The sequence below is a fragment of the uncultured Psychrobacter sp. genome, from assembly GCF_947500265.1.
In the GTDB taxonomy this organism is placed as follows: Bacteria; Pseudomonadota; Gammaproteobacteria; order Pseudomonadales; family Moraxellaceae; genus Psychrobacter.
Window position 1 is genome coordinate 248,835 of the sequence record NZ_CANMRN010000005.1, and the last position, 18,029, is coordinate 266,863.

The following is an 18,029-nucleotide window of genomic DNA, read 5'->3' on the forward strand; positions in this document are numbered from 1 at the left end:
AACGCCATTATGGAAATTATGAATTGTCTGATTATCCTATGAGATCCCTTGTTAGGATAATCATAGGACAGTCACTTTAAATACGAATTATCGCTGCTGAATATTGAACTCTACTTGAGCAAATAATTTGTCAGTTGTTAAATATTACTACTATCATCTCTAGTCATTAATGAGACAACAATTACTAAAAATATTGAAAGTGGTAAACCAATAAACACTGGATGTATGCCAAAAGGATGACCAAGAACTTGCCAAACTACTGCAATCACTAGCCCAACCCACATTGCTACAGTACCACCCAAACGTGTCGCTTTTTTCCAAAACAACCCTGCAGTAATGGGTGCTAACAAGCTTGATACCAACATAGCGGAGCCCATTATCCACAGTACGATGAGGTCTGGAATAAAGATAGCTAACGTCAAGGCGATACCCGCTACGCCAAGAACTGAGTAACGACTGTACTTTAAAAGGCGTTGATCAAGATCTTCTGAATGGTTTAGTCTTGGTTTGACAATGTCATTAATAATCGATGACGCACCTGCCATGAAAAATGAATCTGCTGTGGAGATGACGGTAGCTAGAAGTGCAAGTACCATTACAACTATCATAGGGAAGCTAAACACATCGCCAATAATAGCAAAATAGGTTAAAGAGGCATTTTCTAGCGGTAGATTAAGACCAAAACGCCCCATAATGCCGATCAGAATAACAAAAAATCCTGTTAAAAATGCGAGAACAATAGCGATCCAGAACCCAGTTTGTGCTGTTTTAGCACTATCAGCCGCCCAAAATCTCTGCCATAAATCCTGTCGCACAAATTGATAACCGCCTATGGTTAATATATAAACCATAACTTCAGACGCTGGAATATTGAAAAAACTTAAAAAATCGCTTTCGCCAGACAGTGCAACTTGTGTCTGCACTCCTTCAAGACCACCTGCTGCAATGAGAACAGTACAAAATAATATAAAGATACCTACGGTCTGTATAGTGCCATGAAATGCATCTTGCCAAATAACAGACTTCATGCCACCAAAATAAGTCTTTAACGTGACCAATATGCCGCTGACTATAACACCTGTCGTAATACTGGTACCCAAAGTCAGATTGAGGATTGTCGCAATTGCTACAAACTGCATACCTGTAATAGCGCTATACGCTACCAATAGACTCACCACTGTTGGAATTCTTGCCCCTTCTCCAAACCTTAATACTGTGAAATCTGCGATGGTCACCATATTATATTTTTCACCTAATGCTCGAACACGCTTTAGATAAAATGCCAGTATAAAAATACCAGCTAGAAATATACCAAAGTTTAGCCACTGTGGTCCCATGCCACGTATGAAACCTTGCTGCATATAACCTAACAAGATTGCCCCACCGACAGCAGTACCTGTAAAGGTTAAGATAAGTGGGAATAATTTTACTGATCTACCAGCGACGTTATAATCGTCGTAAGTTTTAATACTTTTTTTATTAATGTAAAAGGAAATGCCAAATAAAAACATGAAGTAAATAATAACCAAAGACCCTAATATCAGTCTTTCTCCTGAATCGTACATAATGTCCATCCTCGGAATATTTAAATCGTAATAAAATAGCTTTCAACAAAAAACCTAGTAATAACGGAGTATAATAAAACTCCTATAATCCGGATAAAAAGGACTGAAAATTGTTATTAAGTTTTTAATAAAATAGCCACTAGCTTGACTAATTTAGTTTTTACCATCGTCGATGATAGCTGTCTCTAAAACAGCATGTAACAACACATTAGTGCCTGCGACCGCCCATTCAGAGGAAATCTCTTCATTTTCATTATGCGATATACCATCTACGCAAGGGCACATAATCATCGCAGAGGGCGCTACATCTGCTATCCAAAAAGCATCATGTCCAGCACCAGAGCAAATATCAATATTCGAGTAACCTAACTTACTGGTTGCGTCACGAATTATCTTCACTAGTTTTGGATCAAAAGCGACAGGATCTTTGTGTCCTACTATCTCTATTGAACAGCCCACCTCAAACTCTGATGATATTTGGTGTACCCTAGCTTTTATCTGATTACATAACTCATCGAATTTATCTTGCGAAGCTGCCCTGATATCTATAGTAAATACCACTTTACTCGGAAGGACATTGCGAGAGTTTGGAGAAACGTCAATCTTACCCACTGAAACTGCGGTATTAGGTTGATTGTCCATGACCAAATCATGGGAAACATGAATTATTTTAGCCATTGCTAAAGAAGCGTTTGACCTCATTGTCATAGGTGTCGAGCCAGTATGTGCAGCCTTACCTGTCAATGTCACTTCAAGAGCAGCCAGACCTTGACCATGCGTCACAACCCCTATCAACTTATCTTCTGCCTCTAAGATGGGACCTTGTTCAATATGGTATTCATAATAAGCATGTATCTCTGGCTTCCCTACGGGCATATCACCCAGCCAACCTGTACGTATTAACTCATCTTTTATACTAATGTCGTCTGGATCTGTACAATTGTATGCGTATTCGAGATCATATTTACCGGCATAGACGCCTGATGCAATCATGGACGGTGCAAAGCGTGAACCTTCTTCATTTGTCCAGTTTGCGACGACTATTGGGTGTTTAGTTTCAATGTTATGCTCATTAAGTGAACGCACAACTTCTAATCCAGCTAAAACGCCTAAAATACCATCATATCTACCACCCGTAGGCTGCGTATCGAGATGAGAACCTATCATGACAGGTAGTGCGTTTGGATCAGTACCCTCTCTAAAGGCAAACATAGAACCAAGTTCATCAATTTTTACGACCATATCTTCAGTTTCACACCAATTTTTGAAAAGGGTGCGACCTTCATTATCTTCATCTGTTAGTGCCTGTCTATTGCTGCCACCAGCAATACCTGGACCAATCTTCGCCATATCCATCAAAGATGCCCATAAGCGACTCTCGCTGGCAGTAATCTCAGTATTTTTAATCATTTTAGTCCGACCTTTAATTAGGTTCTAATTTCGCTAGATAGCTCAATGAACAATCGATCATTAACTACAGCTACTCACTTATTATTGATGATTTTTTCTGAAGTAAATCCAGAGATGAAAGCTTGTAAGTTTTCATTGAGCTTTTCTATGCAATACCCTCCTTCGACCAGCACAATGACCGGTTTGTTTATTGCTTGGATTTTTTCTGCCAAAATTTTGAAGCCTTTAGTGCTAACATGACATTTGGCTTGTGGATCATCTTTATAAACATCAAACCCTAAAACATGAACAATAACGTCTGGGTCAAAGAGTTTTAGAGCGTCGATTGATTGATCGACGTAATGAAAAAATCCGGATTCATCTGTGCCATGTGGCATTGGAAAATTGATGTTATATCCATAGCCCGCCCCTACACCTCGTTCGTGCTCATGACCTGCGACTACTGGATAAAAATTAATAGGACTGCCATGTACAGACGTATATAGCACATCGTTACGATCGTAAAATATTTCCTGAATACCTTGCCCATGATGCATATCAGTATCTATGATGGCGATTTTTTGAAATTTTTGACGAAGATGCTCAGCGATGATTGCAGCATTATTTAGATAACAAAAACCACCTGCTGCGTTCTTACGAGCATGATGGCCTGCAGGTCTAGTTAGGCATATTTGAATATCATTTTGATTAAGGTTTTGACTGTCTTTATCATTTAATAAGGCGTCAGCAGCGTTGAGTGCTGTTTGAGCCGACCAATAGATAGAGGTCCATGAGTGCTTGCCAATTGGTGCACTACCATCGGCTTGATATTTAGCCGCTTTGGCCAAGATACCAAGACCTTCATTGTTGTTTGGCATATAGATAGTAGTTTGAACTTCCTCGCCCATTTCTTCATCGACCGCCATCCACTCACTGTAGGCGTTCTTCAAAAAATCCACGTAACCCAAATCATGCACTGCTAAAATCGGCGCGATGCCTATATCTTTAGCGGTCGTTACTTTCAAGTCTAACACCTCTGGCGCTTTTAAAAGCTCAGTCAAACGCTCAGGCTTTTCTTGCGGCTGACGCATTTTCCCTCGAGAAAAATAGCTTTTCGGATGATGAAGCATTTGATTTTCGTGGTTATAAATTTTCATTTTGAACGTTTCCTTGTTTCTAAATTACTTAAAAATTATATTAAAAATCCTAATACACTTACTAAAGTATGTTTGGCTGCACCCTATGGTAGATGGCTATATTCAATAGGTTTTACTTGTTTTTCTATAATATATGTTGCTGAAAAGTCACAGTCAAACGTTATAAATTAATAGTATGTATAAGCACAGCTAATATCAATAAAGTTAATTTCATAAGAAACTTATTGATTAAAAGTACAATTGAACTTGTAATTAGAGATTAAGAAAAGAATATACGTGAAAGCACCCAAACGTCATTAATGTGTTGTATGAAAAGATGCTGTTTGAGCTATGCTGAAGAAACTTTACAATTAAAATTGCTAAACTAAGCGTATTAACCGGAGTTTGTCATGACCAAAAAATCAGAACATAAAATGACAAATTTAAAGCCAAGGCTGTCAAGAAGATAGCCATATCGGAAAAGAATAAACGCCAATTTATAATGTTCTAAGAGGAACGAGGGATATTAGAGGATAAAGCGAAGCACTGTTTCGCCCTGATGTAAGATAAAAACTATGCTCGTAGTGTGATTAGCATTAAAAAAAGTTTGGTCTATAGATCACCAAGCAAGGTATGGTCTGACTTTTACCATCAGGCTGCGTAACTAAAATATCCCAGGTTTAACTGTACGGATTTGATAGCGGAGGTCAGACAATTTGAAAAAAGTAGCATTTACACTATCATTTTAGTCACTTACGGTATTTTTATTGTTCGAACTTATAAAGGCTTTATTTATCATAAATTTAATGTAGTAATTTGAATTCTGGTGGGCGCACCATTAAATAATATTAGAAGTAATAAAAAACCCCATAGCCTATACGCTGTGGGGTTTTTTATTACCTCTAAAACACGGTAGTTAACGATTAATAACGGTTGAGCTACAAACCTATAACGGCTGAAGCCATAATGCTTTTGTTATTAATGTATGATTAATAACACTTTCATCAGATTGGTTTATCTAAACTCAGTACGACTTTCAGTACAACAGTCTTTGGTACAGTCGCGTTATTTCAATAAAGCCATTACATTAGGCTTTTGACTAAGCGAGTAGAAGAAATAGTGTGATGAGAATAAGCTTCTCATAAATAAGGATCCGTAAACAGTTAGTGCTATTTTTGATAGCCATGTTGCCGTTGATCACTGAGACCGCATACTTACTGAAGAACTCCTTCACATTACTATTATAACGTTGGATCAGTTACTGCCTTATCTTAGCTGAAAAAATCTGTTTCCCCTTTCCGTAGAACGATTTCACGATTATTAAAATTCATCTTTAGGAGGATGTTATGAGCACTCAAATAACAGAAAATTATACATATATTGACGGGCATAAGATTGCATTTCTAGAACAAGGTTCAGGTAGTCCAATAATCCTGCTGCACGGGATTCCAACCAATAGTCTTATGTGGCGAAATATTATTCCACAACTTGCAAAAACACATCGGGTCATCGCCCCCGACCTTCTCAACTATGGGAAATCTGCAAAACCAAAAAACGCAGATGTGTCCATTAATGCACAAAGCAACACGATTGTAAAACTCATGGATGTCCTAGGTGCGCGGCAAGCAGATATTGTTGGACATGATATTGGTGGAGGCGTTGCTCAGTTGATAGCTGTCAATTATCCAGAGAAAGTTCGAAAGCTGATTTTGATAGATAGCATCTGCTTCGATTCATGGCCTATCCCAGATTTTGAGCCGCTACAGGAACCTGGTGCTGAGTCAGAGATGAGTCTAGAGGACTTTTTAAGCATGATGCGAGGCTTCCTACCAAAAGGGGTATATGATAAGAGTGTCATGACTGATGAGCTTATTGAGATGTATCTTGAGCCTTGGTCAACTGAAGATGGCAAGCATGCCTTCTTTCGCAATCTCAGACGGTTGAATAAAGAGTATACTCAGGCCATTACTGACGAACTTAGCAACCTTCCACATCAGACGTTCATTATGTGGGGCGACAAAGACCCTTTCCAAAAACCGGAATATGCACCAAAGCTGGCAGAAGCGATTCCAAACGCAAAGCTTGTCTGGATTAAAGATGTTGCTCATTGGTTGATTGATGAGAAACCTGATGAAATTGGTGAGCATATCAATCAGTTTCTAAGCTAAAACATGAGTGACACAGAGACACAGAGACACATAGCATAGCGCTGCATCGAACAGAAATACTATATTACTGTTTAATGCAGCGTTTTTATTGTACCGTTCGCCATTACAGAGAGCTAACTGTAGACGTGTATACGAAATGGAATTTCAACAATTCCACAAAGCATAGCTTGGTGTAAAAAACTATTGAGCCCACAGCTTACTCTGAGTAAGCACACCTGTTAAGATATAATTAGTAATCATTTAAACCCTTGACAACCTCTCACAAGGATTCTTTATTGCCTTTTAACAACTATAATCATTAATTGCTTACTATCTTAATTGCCATATTGCCCAAAATTGATAAAGCCTTTCAAGCTTAATACTTCATAACTTGAAAGGCTTTTTCGATAACATGCTTTTATCTAGGTAAGGCGCTTGATATTGGGGTTAGATTTATTTTTAAAGGCTGAAAAATATTAACATGGAGTCCCATTTGGATATCTGACTCCATACATAGTTTATGCATTGTCCTCTTTAATCATGTCAGCTGCCTTCTCTGCTACCATAATTGTGGGTGCATTTGTATTACCAGCCATAACGAACGGGAAAATAGAGGCATCTACCACACGCAGTTTTTTAACACCTCGAACCTTTAATCGCGGTGTCACCACTGCTAAACCATCACTTCCCATTTTACAGGTGCCATTCTGGTGATGGTAACTTACAACTGACGAACGCACATACTCTGCAATTTGTTCATCTGTTTTAACACCTTCACCTGGATATATTTCTCGACCACGCCATTCTTTTAAGGCTTGTTGGTTTGCGATATTACGCATTTGTTTAATCGAAGTCACTAATGTATCGACATCATATTGTGTATCAAGTACATTTGGATCGATATTCATCTTATCGTCAGGATTAGAACTGTTTAGTGTAATCCTACCGCGTGAGGTCGGTCTAACTCCTGCAGCTACTAGAGAGAATGCATTTTGAACGGAACTATCTTGACCAGGTGCGTAATAAGGAACATGGAAAAAAAGTGGCTGCATATCGGCCCCTGGTAGAACTGTCTGAGTTTTTGCAAACATATGAGCATGCAATACTTGAATAGACATGTCACTTGGTGGCGGGAGCTCTTTCTTTCCTTCGTATATTACAGGGCTTAAGTTATGATCGTGGAGGTTTTCACCTACACCGGGGCTATCGACAACCACATTAATACCAAGCTTTTCTAACTCTGATTTTGACCCAATGCCTGATAGCATCAAAATACGAGGAGATTCAATAGCACCGCCACATACAATCACTTCTTTTTTAGCTTTGACTGTTTTGATAGTGCCTTCTTGACGATATGTAACACCTGTTGCTACACCCTTTGTTATATTTACTTTATGGACACGTGAGTTAGTTATTAATGATAAATTAGGACGATTGAGAGCTGGCCGTAAGAAAGCGACTGCTGTGGAGTGTCTCTTCCCATCTTTCGTATTTAAATCAGTATAACTGACCCCTTCTTGTGTCTCCCCATTGCTGTCATCATTAAAAGAGATACCAGACTCTATAGCAGCATCAACTATCGCTTTCGTTACTGGATGAGGAGTAAAATCTGCAGTAACATGAAGTAGCCCGTCACCGCCATGATAGACACTTGGACCACGTGAGTAATTTTCTGACTTTTTGAAATATGGTAGTACATCGTTATAAGACCACCCATCACAACCTAATTCATTTGCCCAATGGTCATAATCAGACGCATTACCTCTTACATAAATCATAGCATTTAACGACGACGACCCACCCACCGTTTTACCACGCGGCCAATTTAAGATACGATAGTGTGCATTTTTTTGCGGTATTGTTTTATAGTCCCAATCATATTCGGTACCCCATAGCTCAATTAAACGCATAGGTGTTGATATCATTTCACTGTTATCGGGACCTCCTGCTTCAATAATAAGTACCTGACTACCGTCTTCAGTTAAACGATTCGCAAGTACACACCCTGCCGAACCTGCGCCAATAATCACATAATCGAATTCTTTACTATGGCTATCTATAGGATTAATACTTGCACCTATAGCACCCTTAGACAACATAAGTACACCTGAGACAACTGCGGTATATCCTAAAAAATTGCGACGTGAAATACCTTTTGATTTATTTTTAGTAGACATTAAAACTCCTTTTTATTGTCAGCTATATTCCTTTATTTTAGATGAGCCTATTTCAATTAAAATCACTAACCATCTTCAGATAACTGATCTTTCCTACTAATAACCATGTAATCTGGGGCTTTTAGCATATCTAAAGATAAGTAATCACTACCTGTTCTACTTCGGCCATATTTTTTGCATTTACTAGCGGTCACTAGATACTTATTATGTAATAAATATCTATTAAGATTTAAAAACTTGCATCGTCTGTATAGAGGTAAACTCTTTGAGACCAGCTTCTCCAAACTCAATACCAAACCCAGAGTCTTTAACACCACCGAATGGTGCATCGGGTTGAACCATGGCATGATTATTGATCCACACAGTGCCACAGTCTAAACGTGAGCCGATACTCTGTGCTTTTTCGATGTCTGTTGACCAGACTGAACCACCAAGTCCAACAGATAAGCGGTTGGCACTGGCAATCGCCTCTTCGATATCGCTAAACTTAATAATCGGTAGAATCGGTCCAAACTGTTCTTCATCAACCAATCTTGCGCCATCATTGATATCGTTCACCAACGTTATGGGATAAAAATAGCCGGTCTCGTCTACCACTTCCCCGCCACATAAGAAGTTTGCACCGCGCTCTTTGGCATCTTGAGCAAGGGCTTTGACAATATTTAATTGTGCCTCATTTTGTAGAGGTCCAAAGTCGGTGTCTTCATCAAGCCCATTACCTGTCTTCATACTTTTGGCAATCGTGGTTAAGGCTGCACACAACTTATCATGCACGGATTCATGCACATATAGTCGTTTTAGGGCGGCACACGTTTGGCCATTATTGATAAAAGAGGTTGCAAAAATCTTACCCGCGATGGCTTCAATATCAGCATCCGCCAGTACAATACCAGCGTCATTGCCACCTAACTCAAGCGTCAGACGTTTTAAAGTCACGGCAGCGCTTTTCATAATGGCTTTGCCAGTTGGGGTTGAGCCTGTAAATACAATCTTTTGAATATCCACATGTGCAGACATCGCCGCACCAATATCACCTTTGCCAGTTACCACATTCAATACGCCTGCTGGCAAAATATCTTTAGCAATCTCACCAAAGCATAGTACGGTCAATGGGGTCATCTCAGACGGTTTCATGACGAGGGTATTACCAGTGAGCAAAGCAGGAATGATGTGCCAAATGCTGATAAGTAAGGGATAATTCCATGGGGTAATCGAGCCTACGACGCCAAGTGGCTTACGATGTAACTCTATCCGAGCCGAGTCATTGTCCTGAATGATTTCTGGTTCCAACGCCATGCTGGCGGTCGCACGTATCCAAGCCAATGTCCCACCAAGCTCAAAGCCTGCACCCAAATCGGCAAAACCTTTTGTGGGTTTACCCTGCTCTTTGGTCAGCATCGTCATAAGCATATCAGCACGAGCTTCAACCGCATCAGCAAGCTGCATTAAGTAGTCACGGCGTTCTGCATAGGTGAGTACTGACCAACTAGGGAACGCTGCTTTGGCTGCTGCGACTGCTTTATCTAATTGAGCCACACTGGCCTTTGGACAGCAGGCAATAACAGATTTATCAGCAGGATTGATGACATCAAAACAATCGGTAGTAGCAACACTTTTACCGTCGATAATTAAATTAAATTCTCTCATTATTTTAACTCTTATTCTCGTAAATATTATTTATAGGATTGACTGAAAACACTTAAACTAGGCTATAGAGTCAAATTATTTACTTGGGGTATCTGTGCTTATAAATAATTAGCATTAGTGCAGCAATGATATTGCTGCACTAATGGACTACTGTTCCAAAATATTTATTTGCTCTCATCTTTACTTTGATTAAGATTTAACGAAGGAGTTTCATCAAAGAAGTTCCACGGTTTAAGCAAAATATTCACCCATTCTGTCGGCATAATAGGCCATTCTTCAGCCCGAGCTATATGAGTAGTACCCGTGGTTAGCCAAACCACCAAATCTTTATTATGAATGTTTTCGTCATCTGCAACGAAGGATCCTAGCCCCGTATCTTTATCAGAACGATTAGGATAAGTACCCTCTGGATATAACTCATTCGTATTATATTTTGTCACCCAAATTTGTTTATCCATAAAATTGAGACGCTTAAATAACCATTCATCATCTGCAAAATTAGCACCTTTCGCAATGGGATGAGTGGCGCCTGCAAATGGAATCATTTGATAAGAAACTGGATTGCCCATACGGTTTTCTTTACTGGCATTACTGATTAAACGCACAGTAGTAGGGTCAAAATTTTCTTTCGCTTTAGTTTCTGTTAATACTGTCGTCTCACGAGTCTCCATTGCACTGGTACGCGGGCCACTGCGCACATTGGGTACGACTACTGGCTCTATACGTTTGATGTTGTTGGTCTCGCCATCAACATCCATATCCAAGCGGAAATTATAGATATGCTGATGCGTGGTGCCAACGATGTTGTGGTCTATCAGTGTGCCATAACGTGTGTCTTCTTTAGCACTTGGGTCATGCATGGTTTTGGTAATAACACCTTTGACCGCTTCGATACCAGTAGCGCCAGCATTGATACCAATGGTACCGTTTGGCTGAAGTACCCAGTCAAAAATATAGTCATAGTTGCCGATGGTGCTGATCCAGCGTACAACTAGCTCACGACGCTCAGTACTGACATTTTTTTGTCCCATTTCTTGGTGTTTAAACTCAGGGCCTGCATAACGTTCAAACACGGCAATGGCATTCGGAATGGTATAAGGATTACCTTCGTAATCTGCAAGCACCGCATCAAGGAGCACCGCATTTTCTGGTACATCAACATTTCTTTCTAGTGGGGAAGTTAAGGTGCCCATACCATATTCGCCAGAATCTAGATAAGATTTAAAATACCAACCCATATCAGGGTCACCATAAGGGACTACCATGCCACCTAAATTGCCTTGATACATGATTTTACGGTCTACACCTTTGTCTTTAAAAGTAACGGTACTGAGCTGTAAACCTGTACGACTGTCTAGACCGATATGGAACTTCCAATTGTTCCACTCAACGTTTCGACCAGTGATGGTATAGTTTTTTCCTTCTGGTTCAATAATGTTCAATGGTTTATTGGTCACAACCTTTTTATCGCGACCATCAATTGGGCGCGGGGTCATCGGTACAGGAATAACACCACCTTCTTCGATTTTAATAATCTTGCTCTTATCTAAATCGACCACGGCTACTAAATTTTCGATCGGATGTGCCCAATAGTTACCATCGCCGACATCTAGGTAAGAGACAATTTTTAGAATCCTCTGTTGCTTGTCTAACAGACCATCTTCTCCCCCAAAATACCCAACGGTCAACGGTGTGCCCACCACTTTGGTCACATCGTCTACCCCATGTTTTTTCAGTGCGGCTTTATACTCTGGGCTAGTTTGAATGATGTCTTGTATGGCCATAAAGTCATCGACCAGTACCATGCCAAAAGTGTTCTCTAAAACTTTCCAGCTTGTCAGCGTGTTTTTACTTAAATCGACTTCCCCTTCAATGACCGTATTGCCTTTTAAGATGGTAAACGTTGCCACGCGGTCGCTTGTATAAGGTTTTCTATCAATCACGTTACGCCACACGGCATCTTTGTCGGGTTGCTTTAGACGAATATCAGCAAACCGTGAGTTTTTTTGTTCAGGTTTGGCTTTACGAATAATGGCTGTGACTTCGTTAATCTCGTCACTACTCAATACATTCAAGGGATGCGGGCTCTGCTCTATTTTGAATGTTTGATCCAAATTGGATTGGAGTATTTCATTGGCCAAGGTGTCAGGCACCAAAGCTTGTCCATCTTTCATGACCAGTGGGTTAGTGATCTTTAAGGGCTTTCCATTCACCATGGCAGTTGCGCTATTGGGTTTGATTTGTACACGTGTAGAGTTTTTGGTGACGGTATACATATCAGCGTAGCTGTCGTAGCTGACCTCTGCCCCTGCTGTGGTCATAGCTGCCTCAATCGGCACCATATGTACCTCTCCGCCATGTGCCAGTGCCTGTCCACTATAAATAAAAGCCAAGCTGGCGACCAATGCTGTTAGAGTAGATGACAATGAGGTATGCTGGCGAGGGTTTTTACTGATTGTAGCGTTGACTTTCTGTTGATGGCTTGAGAGTGAGCAAAAATGTCTCATGGATAACTTCCTTGTTATTGTGGATGGATATAGGCTTTATTTTTTGTAATAGCCGCTAAATATTGATAGCTAATATTATATTTAACGTTTCTATCATCAGTATTATTAACCGATGGTTGTAGGTTTTCTACTCGTTGACAGACGGCTGTTAATAACCCTCTTCATAATGCTGAACACAATCGTTATAAACAAAACTTTAGTTCATCAGAATTTTCAAATAATACTGTAACAGTATTTACATAGTTAAACAATAGTTCACTATAAAGTTGTAGTATATCAGTGATTTGGGGGATTTTATTGTCCATAATAGCAACGCTAATATATTTGATAATGCCAAACTAAATTAGAATTTCCATACCCATAAAATACTGATAGATACTCAGATATGCCCACATATAACAATAGGTGATCATATCTGAGAATGGGGCGCTAAATATCACCTGTATTTGGGTCAACAATGACTTCTAACAGATAACAGCCCGATGCATTGACCGCTTTATGAATTGCTTCGGGTAGGTTTTCGTGCTCTTTAATACAAGCACCTTCACAACCCATACTATTGGCCAATTGCACAAAGTCAATATTGGGCAAGTCAAGCCCTGGTACAGACTGACTCTTCATAATTTTACCGAATGAATGCATGGCACCATATCCAAAATTGTTTAGCACAATAAATGTCACAGGCAAATTCAACTGCGCGGCCGTCCAAACAGCCTGAATAGAATACATAGAAGATCCATCACCAATTAAGCACACAACCCGTTTATTAGTGGATAACGCGACTCCTACTGATGCCGGTAACGCATAGCCAAGACCACCACTAGACATCGTAAAAAAGCCCTGCGCTTGTGTAATGGGCAAAAAACGTTGAATGACAGACCGGTGAGAAGGCGCTTCTTCGACGATAATAGAGTCAGATGGTCGTGCATGCGACAGCAGATCAATGGCATACTCCACTGGAATAGGGGTCGCTCCAGTTACCTTGGGTGCAGCAGGACGCAGCGGCGTGACAAATTTGTCACTCTGAGAGTCAGATAGAGGAAGGATTTTATCCAACATGGCACTAATACTGTGGTTGATTGAACCAAATAAAGTGGTGGTTGCAGAGGCAAATGCCGCATATTTTGGATCATCGGTAATTTGATATATTTTGACTGCTGAATCAAATATCGTCACATCTCCTGCAATGTGTAACGTAAACACAGGGGCGCCAATCACCAGAACTACATCATACCCAGACAGTTTTTTTGACAGCTGCTCAGGAAGCGCAGGCAAAAACCCTGCAAACTGAGTGTGGTCTTCTGGAAAACTAGCTCGACTCGAATACGGTGCTGCCCAAACGTGTGCCTGTAGCCGCTCAGCCAGTTTAACAGCAGTATTAAATGCATCCTGCCTATCGACATCTGCACCAACAACTATGGCTAAATTTTGACTATTTTTGAGTACTTCTAACAGCTGATCAATGGCTGCGGGCGTTGGTATCGTACCCTCAATCACTTTTGAGTAGTGAGGCATACAGGTCGTTTTATCCCAATCATCAGAAGGTATCGATACAAAGGTTGGACCACGTGGATGCTGCATCGCAATATGATACGCTTGAGCGATTGCCAATGGCACATCCTCAGGACGCGCAGGCTCGATGCTCCATTTAACATACGGTTTTGGAAAGTCGGCAGCGTGATCTGCACCAAGATAAGGTGCAAAAGGTAAGATGCTACGAGATTGCTGGCCTGCCGTTATGACCAACGGTGTGTGATTTCGATATGCTGTGAATATGTTTCCTAAGGCATGGCCAACCCCTACTGCTGAGTGCAGATTGACAAAAGCGGCATTGCCAGATGCTTGAGCATAGCCGTCGGCCATCGCCACAACAGATGACTCTTGTAAGGCCAATATATATTCAAAATCTTCAGGAAAGTTATTCAAAAAATTAAGCTCAGTAGAGCCGGGGTTACCAAACACTGTCGTCATATTAAGTTCACGCATCAAACGAAACGTCACTTGTTGTACAGTATCTGTATGCTGTATAGAAGACATAAAGGACATCCTTGTCACTAATTGCTTATTGCTAAGCGTTGATTGTCAAAATTGTTAATACTAAGGTCTGTGTAATATTGGACTGCTTTACAGTCCCTACTATCGGAGCAAGTGACCTAGCTATTAAGACTGACAAGCGGCACTGGCTTTTATAGTTTTTTGATAAGCTGTTTGAGCGTCCAAACCCAGCTTGGCAAGATCTGTTAAATATTTTTGTGTGCCCGCTTCTAAAGGATTTTTCCATTCAGGGTTTTCTAGTGGATTGGGAATATCTATGATTGAATCACCCTTAGCTTTGGCTTCAGCCATATACCTTGCATCATCTTCATCGAACACCTTGCCCGCTATTTTAGCCATCGCTGCACCCGAATTATTATCGATGACTTTTTTAAGATCGTCTGGCAAGCTTTCATATTTATCTTTATTCATGGTCACAACAATCGGCGAGCTATAAAAAGGGATATTGGTATGAGTGTTGGTTATCTCTGTCAACTTAAAGGAACCCATAGCATCCCAAGGCAAGCTTATACCGTCCAATACACCGCGCTGCAAAGAGGTATAAAGATCAGTCACTGGCAACCCCACTGGCGTACCACCTGCTGCGTCAATGATATTGCCCGTTATTGCTGAAGGACCTCGAATACGCATCCCGGTTAAGTCATCTGGTGTGCGAATCGGCTTGTCAACCGTGTGAAAACCACCAGGGCCGGTACCCATCATGAACAACACATGAGTGTCTTCATACTCACTTGCAATCACACCATCGTCATATAGATTATGGAGCATACAGTTTAGTTGTGTTGCCGAGTTTGACAGCCCTGGTAACTCAGTAATTTGAGTCAATGGAAAGCGGCCATTGGTATAGCCTTGGAGCGTAGAACCAATATCGACCACACCATTGGCAACTGCATCATAGGTTGCGTTTGGTTTACTGAGTGTTGCAGAAGGAAATATCTCAATTTTAATTTTCCCTTTAGATTCTGCCTCTACTTTTTTTGCCCAGTATTCAAATATTTCTGTGTTTGTGGTCGAGGTGGCTGGCCAAAAATGTGAGAAGCGCAGAGTGGTGACTTCTTGAGCACTTTGAGTGATGCTGTCATCTGATTGTGAACAAGCCGTCATACCCACTAGAGCCGCCAACACTAAGCTGATTGAAAAGGTTTTACTCATCATGAATTCCTTTTTTTGATGGTAGACAATTATTGTGATAGATAAATAGGCATAGCTTCCAATCTATGCCGCTCTCATATGCCTGAATGATTGGTAATAAGAACCTTAATGCCTACATTCTTAAGTTCAAAATCACTTATTGATAGTCAATTATTAAAAATCACTAAACAGGATATGGACGCTGTTCAGTTTGTACCGATACCCATTGATAAGTCGTGAACTCATCGAAGGTAATGTGACGACCGAAGCGGCCCACCCCTGATGCTTTTTCACCACCAAAGGCAACGCGCGGCTCATCATTGACACTTTGATCATTAATATGAACCATGCCTGTGCGCCATCCTGCCGCAAACCTTTGTGCTCGGGAGATATCTGCAGAATGCACAGCACCGCTCAATCCAGCATCGGTATCGTTTGCTAAGCGTAAAGCATCAGCATCGCCTTTGTGTGAAATCAAGGTCACTACAGGGCCAAACATTTCTGTACGTGCAGAATAAACGTCATTACTGCCCTTTAGGACATATGGATAAACGAGCGCACCGTCACGCTTACCTTCAAGAAGTAACTCAGCACCTTCTTGTACTGCTTGTTGTACGGCCTGCTCAACCCGCACAGCTTCGCGCTCATCAATCAAAGGCCCCACCAACACATCAGGTCTTGATGGGTCACCAACGTTCAGTCCTTTTGTATATTCGACAAACTTTTCGGCAAACGCATCAAAGATAGACTCATGAACAATGATACGGTTCACTGACATACAAATCTGGCCACTGTGTAAGAAACGACCAAAGACTGCAGAACGTGCCGCATAATCAATATCGGCATCGTCAAGCACTACAAAGGCATTATTGCCACCAAGCTCTAAAATAGAACGCTTAATTTCGCGACCCGTCATCTCTCCTATGCTCTGACCAACCTCAGTAGATCCAGTGAACGAAATCACACGAGGAATCGGGTGTGTATATAGCGCATCGCCAATCTCAGAGGTTTTTGGCACAACCACTGTCAACACACCTGGGGGCAAACCTGCCTCTTCGAAGATTTTGGCCAGTAAGATACCGCCAGTAATGGGTGTGGTAGAGGCAGGCTTTAATAATACGGTGTTGCCACTTGCCAAGGCCGTGACTACCGATCGCATGGCTAAAAACATTGGAAAATTAAAGGGGCCAATAACCGTTACCACACCTACTGGCTTACGAATAATGTGATTTAACTTATTGGGAATGGCTGAGCGTGCAACCGTAGTTTCTAATAAAAACGGGTACTCGGCGGCCACTTTAATGACCCCAATACAGGCATCAATCTCGATATTGGCTTTCATCACGGTCGAACCGGACTCACGCACCAGCAAGTCAACCAACTCGTCTCGGCGATTGCTGATTACTTTTGCCGCTTGCCCAACAATTTGGCTCACAGCATAAGGGTTGGTCTGACACCAGTCTTGTTGTGCTTGCTCTAGTGCCTCATAAGACTTGTTAATATCATCTAGGCTGGCAGCTTTAAACGTGGCGATATCTTCACCAGTGAACGGATTACTTGTTACGATTTCATGACTCGATGTACCATCACGCCATTCGCCTGCTATATAATTATGATGTAAATTTGTGTAGTTAGACATATCAATTCCTTGTTAAAAACTATTTATCTAAGGGGTACTACTATTTTCTTACGAAGATTCTTTTACATGATGTTGCGTATATCAATACGCGGCATCATGAATAATACGGTGCACTTCAACGATGAGACTTGTAATAGAGCGTGTTATTAACTGTCTGACAAACACTACCCCAATAGCACAAGTGAGATCGCAGGGAACATCACCAAGATAACCAAACGAATCACATCAGAGACAATAAATGGTGCCACCCCGCGGAACATATCACTCAGCTTAATGTGCGGTGCCATCGCCTTAATCACAAAGATATTCATCCCCATCGGCGGCGTAATCAAACCAAGCTCCACCGTCAATACCGCAATGATGCCAAACCATACCGGATCAAACCCTAACGCTAGAATGATGGGATATACCACAGGTATTGTGATTACTAGCATTGCTAACGCGTCCATGAACAGTCCTAATAGGAAGTACATGAACAGGATACAGATTAGGACAATCATTGGACTGACCGCCAATCCACCGATCCAAGATGCCAAGGTATAAGACAAGCGTGAGACTGAGATAAAATACCCCAATGCCTCTGCACCCAGTAGCATAAAGAACACCACTGCAGAGAGCGCTAGTGTCTCAATCAAT

General features: G+C 41.1%; 11 protein-coding genes. 1 reads left to right on the forward strand and 10 read right to left on the reverse strand.

Annotation, left to right across the window (positions count from 1 at the left end; translation table 11 throughout):
• Positions 1-137 precede the first annotated feature (137 nt).
• The 3 genes from Q0788_RS09480 to Q0788_RS09490 all read right to left on the reverse strand — a co-directional run bounded on the left by Q0788_RS09480 (position 138) and on the right by Q0788_RS09490 (position 4,111).
• Positions 138-1,565 carry a sodium:solute symporter gene (locus Q0788_RS09480; RefSeq protein WP_298810049.1) on the reverse strand — a complete coding sequence of 476 codons (1,428 nt, stop codon included), beginning with the start codon at positions 1,563-1,565 and terminating at the stop codon, positions 138-140.
• A 153-nt stretch (positions 1,566-1,718) separates the two neighbouring features.
• Positions 1,719-2,975, reverse strand: coding sequence for a Zn-dependent hydrolase (locus tag Q0788_RS09485; protein WP_298810052.1), 1,257 nt, complete (start codon positions 2,973-2,975; stop codon positions 1,719-1,721).
• 74 nt (positions 2,976-3,049) lie between these two features.
• Positions 3,050-4,111 (reverse strand): histone deacetylase family protein, encoded by a 1,062-nt coding sequence (locus tag Q0788_RS09490; RefSeq protein WP_298810054.1) that lies wholly within the window; start codon positions 4,109-4,111, stop codon positions 3,050-3,052.
• A 1,325-nt stretch (positions 4,112-5,436) separates the two neighbouring features.
• On the opposite strand from Q0788_RS09490, the gene Q0788_RS09495 reads away from it, so the two are divergent.
• On the forward strand, positions 5,437-6,258 hold the full coding sequence (locus Q0788_RS09495) for an alpha/beta hydrolase (RefSeq protein ID WP_298810055.1): 822 nt from the start codon (positions 5,437-5,439) through the stop codon (positions 6,256-6,258).
• Between the two features lie 497 nt (positions 6,259-6,755).
• On the opposite strand, the gene Q0788_RS09500 is transcribed toward Q0788_RS09495, so the two are convergent.
• The 7 genes from Q0788_RS09500 to Q0788_RS09530 form a co-directional block, all read right to left on the reverse strand.
• A complete protein-coding gene (locus Q0788_RS09500) occupies positions 6,756-8,414 on the reverse strand; it encodes a GMC family oxidoreductase (protein WP_298810058.1) in 1,659 nt (552 codons plus the stop codon).
• 222 nt (positions 8,415-8,636) lie between these two features.
• Positions 8,637-10,061, reverse strand: coding sequence for an aldehyde dehydrogenase family protein (locus Q0788_RS09505; RefSeq protein WP_298810061.1), 1,425 nt, complete (start codon positions 10,059-10,061; stop codon positions 8,637-8,639).
• Positions 10,062-10,225: 164 nt separating this feature from the next.
• Entirely contained in the window at positions 10,226-12,568 is a 2,343-nt protein-coding gene (tynA, locus tag Q0788_RS09510) for a primary-amine oxidase (protein WP_298810064.1), read from the reverse strand.
• Between the two features lie 429 nt (positions 12,569-12,997).
• Positions 12,998-14,605, reverse strand: a complete 1,608-nt coding sequence (mdlC, locus tag Q0788_RS09515; RefSeq protein ID WP_298810066.1) for a benzoylformate decarboxylase — start codon at positions 14,603-14,605, stop codon at positions 12,998-13,000.
• A 123-nt stretch (positions 14,606-14,728) separates the two neighbouring features.
• Positions 14,729-15,775, reverse strand: coding sequence for a TRAP transporter substrate-binding protein (locus tag Q0788_RS09520; protein WP_298810067.1), 1,047 nt, complete (start codon positions 15,773-15,775; stop codon positions 14,729-14,731).
• Between the two features lie 163 nt (positions 15,776-15,938).
• Positions 15,939-17,393, reverse strand: coding sequence for an aldehyde dehydrogenase family protein (locus tag Q0788_RS09525; protein ID WP_298810068.1), 1,455 nt, complete (start codon positions 17,391-17,393; stop codon positions 15,939-15,941).
• 164 nt (positions 17,394-17,557) lie between these two features.
• Positions 17,558-18,029, reverse strand: a 472-nt coding sequence (locus tag Q0788_RS09530; protein WP_298810071.1) for a TRAP transporter large permease subunit, incomplete at its 5' end; no start/stop codon positions are given.

Excerpts from the sequence above, each read along its gene's own strand:
- Q0788_RS09520 (WP_298810067.1), bottom strand. The coding sequence starts at position 15,775 with ATGAGTAAAACCTTTTCAATCAGCTTAGTGTTGGCGGCTCTAGTGGGT.
- Q0788_RS09500 (WP_298810058.1), bottom strand. The coding sequence starts at position 8,414 with ATGTCTACTAAAAATAAATCAAAAGGTATTTCACGTCGCAATTTTTTA.
- Q0788_RS09485 (WP_298810052.1), bottom strand. The coding sequence starts at position 2,975 with ATGATTAAAAATACTGAGATTACTGCCAGCGAGAGTCGCTTATGGGCA.
- mdlC (WP_298810066.1), bottom strand. The coding sequence starts at position 14,605 with ATGTCTTCTATACAGCATACAGATACTGTACAACAAGTGACGTTTCGT.
- Q0788_RS09505 (WP_298810061.1), bottom strand. The coding sequence starts at position 10,061 with ATGAGAGAATTTAATTTAATTATCGACGGTAAAAGTGTTGCTACTACC.
- Q0788_RS09480 (WP_298810049.1), bottom strand. The coding sequence starts at position 1,565 with ATGTACGATTCAGGAGAAAGACTGATATTAGGGTCTTTGGTTATTATT.
- tynA (WP_298810064.1), bottom strand. The coding sequence starts at position 12,568 with ATGAGACATTTTTGCTCACTCTCAAGCCATCAACAGAAAGTCAACGCT.
- Q0788_RS09525 (WP_298810068.1), bottom strand. The coding sequence starts at position 17,393 with ATGTCTAACTACACAAATTTACATCATAATTATATAGCAGGCGAATGG.
- Q0788_RS09490 (WP_298810054.1), bottom strand. The coding sequence starts at position 4,111 with ATGAAAATTTATAACCACGAAAATCAAATGCTTCATCATCCGAAAAGC.
- Q0788_RS09495 (WP_298810055.1), top strand. The coding sequence starts at position 5,437 with ATGAGCACTCAAATAACAGAAAATTATACATATATTGACGGGCATAAG.